This window comes from endosymbiont GvMRE of Glomus versiforme (assembly GCF_003546845.1).
On sequence record NZ_NWVA01000003.1, the window covers coordinates 26060 to 40066 of the forward strand.

Below are 14007 nucleotides of genomic sequence, written 5' to 3' on the forward strand. Positions count from 1 at the left end.
CCCTAGACAGAGAAAATGAGGAAGAATTTCAAGAAAAAATTAAAGAGTTATCTGAAAAAAAATAGTTATTAGTGTAAAGAAAGGCGAAAAGGCTCTGCTTCACAACGCATAATTAATTAGCAAAAAATGGAGTGGATGAGGGGAATCGAACCCCCATCTGCAGAATGGAAGTCTGCAATTCTACCATTTAACTACATCCACAAAGGCGATTTTGCCTTTATTTTCCTTTCCGAACTGTTTTGCTAACAGTTCAGAAATTTTTGCTGGTTTTAAAAGTTACCCTAGTAGTTGGTTTGGCTAACTTTGCTATTTGTTGTTTTTTTGCTTTACAACTACTGCAATTTCTAGTGTCTCTAACTATTTTTTTAAATACTTCTGATTTGGCGTAAGCCTGGATACCCTTGCCTTTGTTTGTACGACGAAAACCTTCAATTTCTCTTTCGTGTTTATCACAACGTTTGCTACCTTTTGATTTCGTTGTTTGTCGGCTGATAGTAAAAAAGTTTTTAATCGCTACTTCTTCACCCTTATTTAAAGCATCCTTGATAACTAAAAAAAAATGCTCTTCAATTACTTTCACGAGAACTTTTCCCGAAGCCACAAAACTTTTTCAAGCCCCTGGCAACTGTTTACTTAATTCTTTATCTTTCTCTTTTACGCTTTTAATCGTTCTTTCTATTAATTCATTTATACCTATCGATTTGTTCATATACATATATTTTATACAACTTTTTGTATTTTTTTATGGTGGTTTGGGGCAGAATTGAACTGCCGACCTTCTGATCTTCAGTCAGACGCTCTTACCGACTGAGCTACCAAACCTTGTAAGCCGCAATCACTCTTTCTTTACCGGCTAAATCAAGAAAAACCTTTACTTTTGCTTGGGGAAGTTTTCTTATTAAAATTTTTAAAACTTTTTCTTTTTGTTGATGGCCAACTTCCATGATTAGGAGAAATTTTTTAGTTAAGTGTTGCTGAACTTGCTGGATAATTTTTTCATAAAATCAATAACCATCATTTTTGGCCACCAGGGCTTTTTTTGGTTGTTGTTTGGTGGAAAAATGAAGTTTTTTATATTCCCTTTCACTAATATAAGGAGGATTGGTAATAATTATATTATACCTTTCGGTTTGCTGCTGGTTAACAGTTTTTTTATTTTTAACTAGTTCGTGGAATAAGTTGCTTTTTTTTATTTTAACATTCTTTGCTTGGTGCAATTGAACATTTTTCTGTGCCACTTTTAAGGCTTTTTTGCTGATATCGATAGCAGTTATTTGCCACTGAGGGCTAATTTTGGCTAAACAAATTGCTAAATTGCCACAACCAGTGCCAATATCCAATATTTTTATCCTTTTTGATTTTTTTCAATACTGGTTAATTAATTCAACAGTTTTTTCGAGCAGTATTTCCGTATCTTTTTGGGGAATAAACACTCCTTTTTCAATTTTAAAAGGTAAATTATAAAAATAAGTTTCTTTATTTAAGTAAGCCAGCGAGGTATTTTTTTGGTACTGTTGAATTTTTTGACAAATTTGGCGATAATTAGTTGAAGTTAAAATTTTATTAGAGAAGTTTAACCAAAATTCGGCAGGAATAGTTTGGCAAATGCTAATAATTTCTTTTTGTCTTTTGGCTTCAACTGAAATTTTTTTTCTCTGAAAAGCATAATTTCAACAATCATTGTAAGAATATCTTTTGCTTTTTTCAGAAAATTTTTTATTCATGAAAGTCATTAAAAATAACTTTCTTTCGCAAATTTCTTAGTAAATAGTCTTGTTTGTCAAAAAACACCCTCTCACTGGCTAGTTTTTTTCTCTTTATCTCTTTTCCATTGCTTTTTCCTCCATTAGGAGTAAAGCCGCCAAGCGAGAAATTAGAATTTATAACACGATAGCAGTGAACACGTTCGCAAAGAGAATCCAAAGAATTTAACTTTGATTCGCATTCACATTTGCTTAAAATTTTGCCAATTGTTCGGGCATAAGAAGCACTGCCACTTAAGGCAATAGCAATTAGTTTATAAGTAGAAACCCGACCCTTAGGTATTTGCGAACATAAATTATAAACCTTTTGCGAAAGATTAGCAATTATCAATTTTGGCATTATATCTATATTTTTTTAAAGAGAATCAAATTCGAAAAATCCTTTCTTTTTGACAAAAAAACGCGTAAAATTACACAAAAACTTTAATTACCTTAGTTAATCAAGAATTCCTAGCCTAAACTCGAACAAAACCAAGACCCAAAAAAATTGAATACTGAGAATAGTGTTCTTTAGTATGAAAAAGATTTAACTTCTTTTCTCAATTCTTATTTCGTTGTTGTACTAATTATTTTATTTAATGAAAACATAACTCTCTAATCATAATTTAGCACTTGGTCTATAATCCAAAGAAGCTATGAAAACCGTAGAAATGGCAAGACCTGCCCAAAAACAAAATACAATTAAAAACAGCCCAGTTGATGGCTTTAAAGACCAACAAATAATTCAAGGAATTCTAACCTCCCGTATAGAAACCAGAGAAACCAAAACCGAACCTTTCTATTACGGCTTTTTCAAGTTTCCTAATCAAGAACAAGAAATACCTGTCATTTGAAAAAAACAAGCAAAACCAGATATCAAGAAGGGAAGCCAAGCAGAATTAAAAGGACAGTGAGCCAAAAGTAACGACAGCAGACCATCTTTTACCTGTTCAGATTTTAAAATAATCACTGGTCCACCAGAATTAACCATCCAATCTCTCCGTAAACAAATTCAACCCCTCCTTTCTTTCACCCTTGAACAAAAACAAGAATGGCAACAAAAAACTGACTTTCTTTTTAGTAAAAATAGAGCCTTAGAGAAATTAGAGAAAATAAGCAAACTTGGCTCCCAATACCTCCAAGCTTATCTTTTAACCAAAAATGCTCGGTATGCCAACTATCAGCAAGAGTTATTAAAACACACTAATTTCACCCCGGAAAGTTACTTAGAAAGAATGGCCTCTGAATTAGAAGACACTGAAAGAAGAATTAAAGTTTACCAAAATAAGGAGGGAGGTAATTAACATGGGATCCTCCACCAACTACCGAGACATAAATATCCATAACTACCTAAGGGAGTTAGATTGTTCCCAATGTAGTCAACCCTTCACAGAACAAGACCTCAAAGAGGATAACTTCTCCTTTTGATGGGACATCTCCAATGACATAGAATTTAAACCCCTCAAAAAAAATTGACACTGATTAGGAGTAAACATTAGAGATATCACTCATAAACTAATCACCAGTGAAACAATTAATGATTATTATAATTGTCCTGATTTAGAACCTGACGACTACACAGAAGAACTCAAAGAAATGCCCGAAGCCAAGGAGGTTCACCATGAATAACCTTTGAACCAAACTAACCAACTGATTTAGACCTAAGCCAATAATTAAAAAACCAAAAATCGAAGTAATTAAGTTAGAAATCATCAATCCCACAACCAAATTCAAAAGAATTAATTACAAAAGATATCGGAGATTAATTCACCAACTCTTAAAGGAAATCAAACAAAAAAGGAGGTCAACATGTTAATCCTTACCCTAACTATCCTCAACACTCTCGGTTTATTTTGCTTAACTTACTGGCTCTTTAATAAAGATTGCTGAAAGTGTAAAAGAGAAAAGCCCCTCAAAAGGATATTTAAAAACCTCTGTCCATCTTGTGAAAGGAGAGAAAATTAATGGCTAAAAGACAACAATACCTCTACGAACTCATTGGCACTATCCAAGAAAAAAGAACAAAAAAACCTAGCCAAAAAGCTAAACAAAAAGCCCAAGAAAGAAGTCAAAGATTAGATGAATTTTTTTATAAGTTAGAAATTATTTGTGAAAATAAACCCCAAGTAAACAAAATATTTGTCTTCAAAAATTCCCTAGTTAGTGAAAAAATCTGAAAAGACTTAGAAGAAAGCAATTATTACGACAAAAGATACCTCTTTTTTTGCCATAATTATAAAGGACTTTATCGATTAGTGAACTGGAAAGAATTGAAACTCAAGGAGGTAAGCCATGACTAAATGTCAAACTCCTAATTGCCAAAATAAAGCTGAATTTCAACATATTCTTAAATTAGGTTCCGTAAATATTGCTAAACAATGAGTTTGTAGCGACTGTAGAGAAGAATTAGAAAGAAAAGAGGAATTAAAGAATAATTCCCCAAGTTCTTGTGTCAAGGAACAGGAGACAAAGAAATAACATGAACCTAACTCCATACCAACTCTGACTACAAAATCAGCATATTTCCCTTGAAACTATCCGTAATTATACTTGAACTATTAAGCAATATGACAACCAACTAACCACTGGACAAATCATCCAATTTCTCCAAGCAAATCAAAAAAAATATGAACCTTCTACTTTAAGAAATCAAAAAATTGCTTTAGCTAGTTATGCTAAATTTCAAAAAAAAGAGATAGAATGAAAGAAAATTTGTCGAGTTATTCCTACTGTGCAAAAGAAATTCTACACTACCATCAACGAGAAAGAACTCCAAAAACTCAAAGCAATTCGTTTTGAAAAGCACGAATGACAATACCAAAGAAACAATCTCATATTAGACTTTCTCTTTTATTCAGGTTTAAGAGTAAAAGAATTGACCAATATCCAACACCACCACTGACAAGAAAATTCTTTAAGAATTCACGGAAAAGGTAATAAAGTCCGTTATGTATTCTTACCCAATTTTCTAATTAAATATTTTCAACCTTATTCAAAAGATTATCTTTTCTTAACTTCCCGTAATAAGAAATTCACCGAAACTTGAATTAGAATAATGATTAAAAGAAAGGTAGAGAAAGCAGGAATTATTAAGAATATTACTCCTCATACATTCAGGAGAAGTTTAGCTACTAATCTTTATAATAAAGGTGGAAGATTAGAAACAATCCAAAAACAATTAGGTCATAGTAGTTCAGATACTACCATGGGTTATATTCATAATGACCATGAAACACTTTATCAGGATTATAGTAGAATATTTGAAGAAAGTCCGAGGCATTTTAGTAAATCCTTAAAAGATTATTCTACGAAAGAATTATTGACCGAGATAAGCAGGAGAGTAGGAGGTCAGTATGCTTAAATTTAAATTTGACTACCTAAATAACACTCTTGCTTATCAGAAAGGAGAATATTGATATGAAATAATTGAAGAATTTCAAGGAAGCTTTGGCAGTCAAGGCTTTCAGTTAGATAATGGTTGAATATCTTTCACTCTCTATGAAAAGCAAATAAAAATCTTTGCTAAGAAAGAAAGTTTAGAGGGAAATGACTTTTTAAATCCTGAACCTGCTATTTATTATCGAAAATATTTACCTAAGCAACGTCCCCTAATCTTCACTTTTGAAGACAAAGACCAGGTAGAGAAAATTAACGGAAGGTGAGGTAAGAAACATGCTTAAACAATACCGAACTATTAAAGGAACTAAATATCTTTATTGAAATAAATATTACTGATTACCTCTCAAAGAGTTTAAGTGTGGCTGTGGACGAAAGCTAACCAAATATAAAAAGTTTAGAAAATGAAAAGGAGAATTAAAGGAGGTGAGGCAAGGAAATAGTATTTGTCCTAGTTGCCAAGTAAGTTATTAGTTATGCCATACAGCAAAGAACAATTAAAGGCTTATTATGAAGCCAACAAAGCCAAGTTAAATCAACAAAGAAGCAAAAGACGTCGATTGAGTAGGTTAGGACAAGTGGAGGTTGAGACACCTGAACGGGTTGAGACAACCAAATTAGAAAATATTGGGTTGAGACAGGTTGAGGCAAAAGAAAAGGTTGAGACAGAAAAAGAAATGTCCCAACCCAAAAGTGAGGTTGAGACAATTAAACTCTGAACTGATTATTATACAGCTAAGAAACCCTACTGCTATTCTTGTATCCAGAAAGGAATTAAAGAAACCGACTATGCTTTTTGTAGTGAAAAACAAATAGCCCTCAATAATTATGTCTGTCTAGTAAAACACTGAACCATCTACCAAGGACAAAATAAAATCATCCGAACCCAACAACCACCTTAATAAAAATCTTTACTTCGTAAAAAACAAAAAAACCAACTAACTTCCGACCCTTCACCTTTCTCGCTTTACTCTGGCAATTTTCTTTTTCTTGCTTCTTGGACTTCTTTTAATGGGGATTAAGAAGAAATCACCTAATAAATTTGCTTAACGAATTTCTAGTCTTTGACTAAAATTCTAGTTTCAAATTTAAATAGTGGTTTTAAATTAACCCATGCTAAAAAGAAAACAAGAAGTCCCATTAAAGAAACTACAACCAAGAATTATAAGGAGAAAGGGAGAGGGCAGAAAATCCCCAAATAAACAACATGAAAAACAATAAACCTATGAAAATACTAGCATTAGACCCTAGTGGCACCTCTACAACAGGCATATTTCTCTTTGAGAACTGAACTAACTGAAAAATCATTAGCTACACGGACAAAAACTATCTAAACCAAGCTAAAAACATTCAAGAATTAGCCAAAAAAGAGCAAGTTAACTTAATTGTCTGTGAAGTCTCTTCTTTATGGGAAAAATCAAGACATAATTATCATTTTTTAGACTTGATTAAGTTAACAGGAATAATTGAATGGATAAGTCAAGAGTTAGGAATTGAATTTGTTCCCATCAGTAATCAGTATATGAACAGGTGAAAAGCAGAGGCTAAGGAGAGAAAGATTGCTGGATTATCTTTTAAGCAAATTCAAGGTAAAACAGGAAGACCCAAAGGAGTATGATATTTTAAAGATAGAGAACTTAATGACCATGAAAAAGATGCTTTACTAATCTTCTGAATTTATTGAGTGAAGTTTAAGAAAAGAGAATGACCATTTACTAACTAATGGGAGAAATTGGGCTAAACCCAAAAACTCCCACCAATTCCCGTTATTCTTAGAATAACAAGCCATCTATTTTTAGCAGGGAATTCCTTGAATAACTAAGGTAATGCCGTTAGTTCTTTGGCAATCCAACAGATGAGGAAAACCAAAGACTAATTAAAAGTAAGCAGGCTTAGTGAAGGGATGATTACCAGGAACTTGACTCACCTCAACCAACTGGATTAACGAAAAAGACTTCACCCCATTATGATTAGTTAGGCAAGATTTTACCAAGAGTAGAATAGTTTAAAATCTTGCTGGAAAGATACAGGGAGAGAATAATTTTGTTATTGATTGTATACTGTGCTGTATACTGAACTAGACTAATGACACTTATTTATAAAATAAATAAAAATCTTTTTAGGTCAGCCATTTTCTCCTTTTTCTTTTATTTAATTTTCTTTTTATAAGAGTGAGTTCTTTATAATAAGCATAGTAAGGTTTACCTTACGAAGCGTAATATTAATAGAGTTCCTAAGAAGAAAAGAAAGAGGGAAATGAGAAAGAAGTATCAGAGAACAAAAACTAACCCTTCAAAGCCAAAGTAAGATGTAAACACTTTTCTACAGTCATAAGTTCTTTTTCGGTTAAAGAAGTAATTCTCCTTTTGACATATACTTTATCAATAGTAGTAATCTGGTCAATAAGAATTTTACTAGGTTTTTTTAATTGGATAAGAACTTCAAAAGGATAAGCCTTATCTAATTGGGAAGTAATCGGCAAGACAGTGATTACCGAACTGAATTGATTTTGCTTATCATTAGAGATAATGATTGCTGGATGTTCTTCTTGAATAGTGTGAATTTCTTTCCCTAATTCTTTTTTAGGAAATTCTACTCAATGGATATCACCACGTCGAAAGACTAATTGAGCCATTACTTATTTTCTTTATTTTCTCTTTTCTTTCAACTATCCAAAGCTAACTCTTCTCATTTTTTAAATTCAGCCATTCGTTGAGGATTACTTCAAGCTTCTCGATAAGCTGTTTCTAGTTCTTGGTCAGTAATTTCAGTTTGGTTTTCTTGGTAGTGGATTTCATAAGGACAGTGTTTTTGGTCTAATATTTGTTTGATTTTAGGAATATTTTCTTTGATGATAATTATTTCTTTCATAATGATTAATTTTATGGTTTAGTGATTGTATACTAAAATTATTATTATATGAACAAAAATGATAATGATGACAACATAGAGAGAGAGAGAGAGAGAGAGAGAGAGAGAATAATTTCCGACCTTGTCCAAAATGTAACAAAACAGAGTGTCCAATAGGCATTATGAAAATTGTCAATAAAAAAACTAAAGAGGAAATCGGCAAAGACTGATGTTCTTTATGTGTTAATAATGAACATTTTAGATTATGCCAAAGAGATGGCAATGGTATTTGAGATTGAGTTAGCAATGACCCAAAAATAAAAAATAAAGTTGAAAAGGAAATTAAAGAAGGTCAGCAAAAATGTTTAAATTGTGGGGTTATTAGTCATGTTTCCGAAGATGAATTTTGTAGTTCCTGTGGAAGTAAAAATGTTGAAGCTAAATATAAAAACATTCATTTTACTGTTGAAGAGTGTGAAGGTTGTCGAAAGGTAGCTGATGTTAAATATCACAATCTTTCAGTTGAAGCTGGTGAAAAGCAGAGAAAAATATCTAAAAAAATTTTTCAAGAAGCTAATGCTTGATGTGATTGTTCTTTAAATAGAGAAAGGGAAAATCAAAGAAACTTCGAACAAAACGAAATCAAGCAGTATTTAAAAGACAACAAAATTAAATCTATTGAACTTAATGGTGATGACTTATTAATCACTTATAATGACAATCAAACTAAAACTATTTCAGCTAATAGTAAAGAATTAAAACAAATTAAATCTTACTTACAAAGTCAAGGTAAAAAGTCTGTTAGTTTGACAGAATTAAACCAAATTCAATCAAAAAAAAACTACTGACCTTGAATTATTGGCAGTGGAATAATTTTAGCAGGAATTATTGGTCTAGTGATTTGATTAGTAATGAGAAAAAAGAAAGAAGATAAATAAAGCTTTTTAGTTATTTATTTCCTTTCATAGAGATATTTAAAGAACCTACAAGTGAGCTTTTTCTGTTCCTAAAAAAGAACTTGGTAAATTATCTTTTAGTAATTTTACCCTTTTCCATAAACTCCATTATCACCTCTCTGCTCCCATCAGCACAGAAAAATAACTTACCACTTTCTCACCAATACAGTAAATCCTCTTTCAAACAATCTTCCTCCACAGGAACTTTATAAACTTGCTTACTTTTTAATCTCCCTTCATTATTGACATATCATTCAGGGATATTTTTGATTTCTTCTTTATTGCTGATTTCTTTATTTTCTTTATGGCAAAAGAATAAAAAACCTTTCTTGGCTTGGTAAAGAATACAATTCATAAAAACATACTTAGGAATAGAACCATTGATAAACTCGGTAATCTTTAAATCTTCTTCTTTGGCAAAAAAACCATTCCAAACTTCTACACAATTTTCATCTATACATTTACACTCATTTTCTTTTTGGCAAGAAGTGGGTTTATAGAGTGATAATAATTCTCCTTGTTCATTTTCCAAGTTTACCACTTCATTAGAAAATACTCTTTTCTTTAAGGTAGTTAGTTGTTTACGAATGACTGGCAAAAAACTAGCCATAAAAGGACGAAATCTCTCATAAGGATTAGCAATATAAGTTAATTTGGGTGCTGGTTGGCTTCTATCTCTTCATGCTGAGCCAATTAACTCTTTTATTTTTCCCTCTTCATCATCTAAATAACTTTCTCCAGTTTTGGGATTAATTATGGCTTCATCAAAGATTATTTCAGAGATGGTTTGGGTGTAGTTTTCTCTACTCTTATAAGAAGAGAATAGTTCAACCATAAAACATTTCATGGTGTTTTTATATTTCACTCCTCGGGTGATAGCATCTCAAACTAATTCAATATCTTTTTCTGGAACTTTGTTATCTAAGCAATAATTAGCAATTACTCTTTTTCAGCTTTCTAGGGAACCTGTTCTAATACTATCAAACTGTCTCCGTAATCAGATGAATTCTTTTTGTTGGTTTTCTATTTCAGTTAAGGCTCGGTATTTAGTAGAGTAGGATTTGCCTGATGCTCTACCTCAGATAATTATTTTAGTTTTAGCTAGATGATTAAAGACGGGTTGTAATCTTTGATATCTTTTATCTTGTTTATTCATAGTCTTTTATAAGAGATTTTGTTCTCTTTCAATGCTGTTTTTGCTTATATACCTTATCGTGTCATGTTTATTTGTTAAGCCTGCTAGGTCTTGTAAAACACGAGACTTAGAGAGGTGTTTTCTAACTGGAACGCTAAGAACAAAAACCTTACCCAATGCTCTCATAATAACAATCCTCACAATAACTTCCTTTTGGGATGATAATTAAGTTTTCTTCATCAAATCACTTGCTACATTTTAAACAATTTAACTTACTCATAAATTAACTCCTTGGTTTATTTTTATCCAATAAATTCCTCTCTCTCTCTCTCTCTCTCTCTCTCTCTCTCTCTCTCTCTCTCTCNAAAGGTAATTTAAAAGAAATGGAAGACACTTTCTGAGAAGACCCCATCCAAATCTTAAAAGAACTTTTTGATGGCTCCTCTGCCCTAAAAAAAAGGTCAAAAGAATTCAATAAAGGCTACCAAAAAGATCCTGACGACAAAACCAAAGGCTATGAACCCATGGAAACTAAAATCAGGTCTTATAAAAGAATGATTTGTCTTTTAGACAGCTCGGTTAAAAACACTATCGACATTGGAGGCTATAAAGAAAATGTTAATTTCCAAGCCCTAGACCTAGAAAAAAGATTTGGTTCAGAGAACATTATGGAAGACACTTTACCTAATGGCTACGGCATGCTAGTCTTTGACGAAAGATGTTTACAGCTTTACCGAAGAAGAAAAAACAACAAAGGCTTTCGTTTTAAAGAAGAACCTGAAAATGGTAATCAATGATTTTTCTTAAACCCCGTAATCCATGGAGGCTTCATAACTGCTTTCAATGTTTTGGCTTGAAAGAAAAAGCCCTAGGAGGTATGACTAAATGAACTATGACCCAAATTTTGCTAATGACTGGCTAAATAAAGCCAGAGAGTATAACCAAGTTCTTACTAAGCCAACTTATACTAAACACTTAGAAAAAAGAATTAAAGTTTTAGAAGCAGGCAAAGGCAAACCTCATAAAGATTTAGAAGATAAATTAAAAGAAGCCCAAGATACTTTAGCAACTTTATATGATTTTTTTAATGAATGTGGTTTTGATGATTTTGCTCAGGCTAGAACTATTCTAAATGGCAAAACAGTTAAAGAGATAGTCAAAAAAAGCCACAAAAAAGACCTTAAAATAAATGACTTACAAACGGAAATAAACGAATTAGAACAAGAAAAAACTGACTTAATTCAGCAAGCCAATAACTTACTAGCCGAAAAAGAAAATCAAAAAAACCACATTAAGCAACAATTCATTCAAGGTAAAGCCACAGGAACCACCCACTGAATTTACTGAAAAAATTGAGCTGAAACAGAAATAAAAAAAGCCCAGCAAGAAAAAGCTAAATTAGAAAAAGCTGAAGTTAACTTTCTCAAAAAAGTAGGTTTTGACACTTATCCTAATTTAGAAAAAGGAGTAAAAGAAATGAAAGAATTATTAAGTATTTACCAAAAAACTGATGCTTTAAGTTTTTTTGAAACTCCTTCTGAACAGGCTTTAAAAGTGATTAAACAACACCAAACTAAACTTTATTATTTATTCTATTCGGTAGGAGAAAATAAACAAGAATTAGATTTATCAGGATTATCTACCAAGTTTGATGATACCTGTTTGTTTTTTGGAGTGTTTGGTAAAGGAAGATTAGCTGTGAACTTCAATGCCCAACAAAAAGCTGTGGTAGATTTAAGAACGAAAAGAAAACCACAAGAATTATTGGGAGCTACTAAGGGAAAGTGATTTGTTTCAGATGAAGTCTTAGTGAAAGGAGAAGGTAAGTAATGAACCAAGTAAATAAAAAAGTCTTACAAACTACTAATGAGAATAAAATATCACCAAAGGATATTTTCACCCGTTCTAAACATTGAGAGAAACCCATCATTGAAAAACCTGATAAAGGAGGAACAATTACCAAAGAAATTAATTCCAACTACCGAAATCTAGTTATTTATTCTAAATGGAAATGATGACAACCTAACTATAAGTTCTTACCTACTCCTGATAAATTTATCGAAATCAAAAAAGAATTCTTGGAAGAAACTTGAAGCACTCTAGAAAGTATTCCTCATTACATATTAAGAAACAAGAACAATCAAATGACTATCATCTTCCAAAACCGAGGACAATATGACTTTTCTGACCCTCGAATAGTCCTTTTCTATGGTCGGAATACTCTATCTGAAGATACCAAAAAAAGAAATGAAAAAGCTAATCGAAAAGGAATAGAATACCCTAATCTTTACTGAATAACTAGCTGAGATTACATTGATAATCGGAGTTTGCTTTGCCAACTCACTGTCACCAAAGACCCTATCTGAGCTAATTACGGAGATATGATGAATTCCAAAGGTCAAGCTCAGATTACTACTTCTCAAATTAACAACGACCATTTGAATAAAGAAGGTAAAATAATCAAAGACCGAACTGAACACTGACCTCAAGACGAAGACTGAAAAGATGAAACAGGAGACTAAAATACTCCTGCTTATCAGTGTCCAGCTTGTAATAATTGTTATGATTTCTGTGGAGATTTACGAGAAAAAAGAGCTGTGTCGGTTGGTTATCAAACCCAAGGCAAACCAGCCCAATGACAACCTGATTTTAAGTTGCTTTATACCGTTTTTCCTCTTTCTTATGAAAAATTATTGAAACCTGACAAGCAAGATATAACTATTGTTACTATTACTGCTGATGAATGTAAAGCTTGTAAAAACAAAAATCCTGATTGTCAAGCAGGAGAGAAAGGAGGACATGATTATCCCTTAGTTTGTGCTGTGCCTTCTAATTTAAAGCTAAAGAAATGAAAAAAAGGAGATAGCCAAGACATGTTAACCAATGCTAAGGTGCCATCTTTGCTTTTTATCGTGGATGTTAATCATGAAGCTAAAAATGAAAGTGGACAGTTGGTTGAAGGTATCGCCTGTGCTTCTCCGAGGAGATTTCCTGAAAGTAATCAAAACTACTTTTGAGAAGAAATTCCTAAATGTTATCATGAACAACCTCATTTGCTAAATCACTCCTCAGGACAGTTTTATTTTCAGAAGAAATTATTATTCACAGCTAATTTAAAGCATTTATTAGTGAAAAGAAAAGGTTCAGGATTTCAATTAGGTTATCGAATACTAATTAGAAGTAGCATTAGTGGTATTCTCTATTGTTTTGAAAGTGGGGACATTTTCTACAAATGAGAGTTGAAAGTAAAAGGTTCTATTCAAGATATTTCTTTGCTTAATTCAGTAGTAGGTTCGATTGTTGGAGATACTTTAAAAAAAGGAGCTAGGTGATTGGGTAAAATGGGAGGCAAAGCTATTAAAGGTTTAGCTAGAGGAGCAATGGCTTTCTTTACTGGAGGAAGCAGTGAAGCCACAGGAGCAGGAAAAGCTTTCACTGATGATAGTGGTGATAAGATACCTGAAGCCTTAGAAAAAATTGAGCAAGCTATAAAAGATATGGGAAAAGGTGAAGGAGGAGCTTCTATTGGAGGATTAATTACAGCCGACAAATATGCTGATGCTTTAAATATCAATCCTGAAGGAGGCAGGCAACAGAACGATGACAAACCAGAAAAAGAAGCTCAAACTGACCGAAAGAAAAAAAGCACGGGAAGAAAAGGACAAGATTTTGTTTTAGACCCTTCAATTTTCTATGCTAGCACTGTTGATTTTTCTTATGACTTTTGAGAGTTTGCTAATCGATGTGTAGCTAATCCGTTTATGATTAGGTTCGAACACTCCGAAGTGTTATATAATAATCTTGCCAATAACAATAACAAATCACCTATTCAAAACATTCAGTGTCGATTTAGTGCTTTTAAGCAATGTATAAAAGTAGGAAAATGGCAAGGTGATGTTGATTTAATGTATGATATCAATAATACTTT

20 protein-coding genes and 2 tRNA genes are annotated in these 14007 nt (G+C 32.3%); 14 read left to right on the forward strand and 8 right to left on the reverse strand.

All coding sequences use genetic code 4. The features are described 5' to 3' along the window. Positions 1 to 127: 127 nt before the first annotated feature. The 5 genes from GvMRE_RS06925 to GvMRE_RS06945 all read right to left on the reverse strand — a co-directional run bounded on the left by GvMRE_RS06925 (position 128) and on the right by GvMRE_RS06945 (position 2103). Positions 128 to 201, reverse strand: a tRNA-Gly gene (locus GvMRE_RS06925). A 16-nt stretch (positions 202 to 217) separates the two neighbouring features. Next, positions 218 to 709 (reverse strand): hypothetical protein, encoded by a 492-nt coding sequence (locus tag GvMRE_RS06930; protein ID WP_147410503.1) that lies wholly within the window; start codon positions 707 to 709, stop codon positions 218 to 220. A gap of 36 nt (positions 710 to 745) precedes the next feature. Continuing rightward, positions 746 to 822: transfer RNA gene (locus tag GvMRE_RS06935), tRNA-Phe, on the reverse strand. Continuing rightward, positions 813 to 1733: a peptide chain release factor N(5)-glutamine methyltransferase gene (prmC, locus tag GvMRE_RS06940; RefSeq protein WP_147410504.1), complete on the reverse strand. Its 921-nt coding sequence runs from the start codon at positions 1731 to 1733 to the stop codon at positions 813 to 815. The genes GvMRE_RS06935 and prmC overlap by 10 nt, the downstream gene beginning before the upstream one ends. Beyond that, the gene (locus GvMRE_RS06945; RefSeq protein WP_147410505.1) at positions 1717 to 2103 is read right to left on the reverse strand and encodes an MGMT family protein; all 387 of its coding nucleotides are present in this window, start codon (positions 2101 to 2103) and stop codon (positions 1717 to 1719) included. Before GvMRE_RS06945 ends, prmC begins: the two co-directional genes overlap by 17 nt. Before the next feature lie 295 nt (positions 2104 to 2398). Here GvMRE_RS06945 and GvMRE_RS06950 point away from each other — a divergent pair, with 295 nt between their 5' ends. The 10 genes from GvMRE_RS06950 to GvMRE_RS06995 all read left to right on the forward strand — a co-directional run bounded on the left by GvMRE_RS06950 (position 2399) and on the right by GvMRE_RS06995 (position 6861). Continuing rightward, positions 2399 to 3046, forward strand: a complete 648-nt coding sequence (locus GvMRE_RS06950; protein ID WP_147410506.1) for a hypothetical protein — start codon at positions 2399 to 2401, stop codon at positions 3044 to 3046. A gap of 1 nt (position 3047) precedes the next feature. Continuing rightward, positions 3048 to 3371, forward strand: a complete 324-nt coding sequence (locus tag GvMRE_RS06955; RefSeq protein ID WP_147410507.1) for a hypothetical protein — start codon at positions 3048 to 3050, stop codon at positions 3369 to 3371. Then, the gene (locus GvMRE_RS06960; protein WP_147410508.1) at positions 3364 to 3558 is read left to right on the forward strand and encodes a hypothetical protein; all 195 of its coding nucleotides are present in this window, start codon (positions 3364 to 3366) and stop codon (positions 3556 to 3558) included. Before GvMRE_RS06955 ends, GvMRE_RS06960 begins: the two co-directional genes overlap by 8 nt. Before the next feature lie 148 nt (positions 3559 to 3706). Then, positions 3707 to 4042, forward strand: a complete 336-nt coding sequence (locus tag GvMRE_RS06965) for a hypothetical protein (protein ID WP_147410509.1) — start codon at positions 3707 to 3709, stop codon at positions 4040 to 4042. Continuing rightward, complete coding sequence (locus tag GvMRE_RS06970) at positions 4035 to 4220, forward strand: hypothetical protein (RefSeq protein WP_147410510.1); 186 nt, start codon at positions 4035 to 4037, stop codon at positions 4218 to 4220. Before GvMRE_RS06965 ends, GvMRE_RS06970 begins: the two co-directional genes overlap by 8 nt. Position 4221: 1 nt before the next feature. After that, positions 4222 to 5103 carry a tyrosine-type recombinase/integrase gene (locus tag GvMRE_RS06975; RefSeq protein ID WP_147410511.1) on the forward strand — a complete coding sequence of 294 codons (882 nt, stop codon included), beginning with the start codon at positions 4222 to 4224 and terminating at the stop codon, positions 5101 to 5103. After that, positions 5096 to 5422, forward strand: a complete 327-nt coding sequence (locus tag GvMRE_RS06980) for a hypothetical protein (protein WP_147410512.1) — start codon at positions 5096 to 5098, stop codon at positions 5420 to 5422. The genes GvMRE_RS06975 and GvMRE_RS06980 overlap by 8 nt, the downstream gene beginning before the upstream one ends. Continuing rightward, on the forward strand, positions 5415 to 5612 hold the full coding sequence (locus GvMRE_RS06985; RefSeq protein ID WP_147409867.1) for a hypothetical protein: 198 nt from the start codon (positions 5415 to 5417) through the stop codon (positions 5610 to 5612). The genes GvMRE_RS06980 and GvMRE_RS06985 overlap by 8 nt, the downstream gene beginning before the upstream one ends. A gap of 2 nt (positions 5613 to 5614) precedes the next feature. Beyond that, positions 5615 to 6040 (forward strand): hypothetical protein, encoded by a 426-nt coding sequence (locus GvMRE_RS06990; RefSeq protein ID WP_147409868.1) that lies wholly within the window; start codon positions 5615 to 5617, stop codon positions 6038 to 6040. A 305-nt stretch (positions 6041 to 6345) separates the two neighbouring features. Next, positions 6346 to 6861, forward strand: coding sequence for a hypothetical protein (locus tag GvMRE_RS06995; protein WP_216361606.1), 516 nt, complete (start codon positions 6346 to 6348; stop codon positions 6859 to 6861). Between the two features lie 561 nt (positions 6862 to 7422). Here the strand turns inward: GvMRE_RS06995 and GvMRE_RS07000 are convergent. Both GvMRE_RS07000 and GvMRE_RS07005 read right to left on the reverse strand, forming a co-directional pair. Next, positions 7423 to 7773: a type II toxin-antitoxin system PemK/MazF family toxin gene (locus GvMRE_RS07000; RefSeq protein ID WP_147409870.1), complete on the reverse strand. Its 351-nt coding sequence runs from the start codon at positions 7771 to 7773 to the stop codon at positions 7423 to 7425. Continuing rightward, positions 7773 to 8009 (reverse strand): hypothetical protein, encoded by a 237-nt coding sequence (locus GvMRE_RS07005; protein WP_147409871.1) that lies wholly within the window; start codon positions 8007 to 8009, stop codon positions 7773 to 7775. Before GvMRE_RS07005 ends, GvMRE_RS07000 begins: the two co-directional genes overlap by 1 nt. Before the next feature lie 161 nt (positions 8010 to 8170). Between GvMRE_RS07005 and GvMRE_RS07010 the strand changes: the two genes are divergently transcribed. Beyond that, the gene (locus tag GvMRE_RS07010; protein WP_147409872.1) at positions 8171 to 8926 is read left to right on the forward strand and encodes a toprim domain-containing protein; all 756 of its coding nucleotides are present in this window, start codon (positions 8171 to 8173) and stop codon (positions 8924 to 8926) included. Between the two features lie 88 nt (positions 8927 to 9014). Here the strand turns inward: GvMRE_RS07010 and GvMRE_RS07015 are convergent, their stop codons facing one another. Then, the gene (locus tag GvMRE_RS07015) at positions 9015 to 10100 is read right to left on the reverse strand and encodes a phage DNA encapsidation protein (RefSeq protein ID WP_147409873.1); all 1086 of its coding nucleotides are present in this window, start codon (positions 10098 to 10100) and stop codon (positions 9015 to 9017) included. A 362-nt stretch (positions 10101 to 10462) separates the two neighbouring features. On the opposite strand from GvMRE_RS07015, the gene GvMRE_RS07020 reads away from it, so the two are divergent. From GvMRE_RS07020 to GvMRE_RS07030, 3 genes are read left to right on the forward strand one after another with little or no spacing between them, the layout of a single operon-like run. Then, a complete protein-coding gene (locus tag GvMRE_RS07020; protein ID WP_147410513.1) occupies positions 10463 to 10951 on the forward strand; it encodes a hypothetical protein in 489 nt (162 codons plus the stop codon). Between the two features lie 13 nt (positions 10952 to 10964). Then, positions 10965 to 11909: a kinetochore Spc7 family protein gene (locus GvMRE_RS07025; protein ID WP_147409877.1), complete on the forward strand. Its 945-nt coding sequence runs from the start codon at positions 10965 to 10967 to the stop codon at positions 11907 to 11909. After that, positions 11909 to 12601 (forward strand): hypothetical protein, encoded by a 693-nt coding sequence (locus GvMRE_RS07030; protein WP_147410514.1) that lies wholly within the window; start codon positions 11909 to 11911, stop codon positions 12599 to 12601. Before GvMRE_RS07025 ends, GvMRE_RS07030 begins: the two co-directional genes overlap by 1 nt. Positions 12602 to 14007: the final 1406 nt, after the last annotated feature.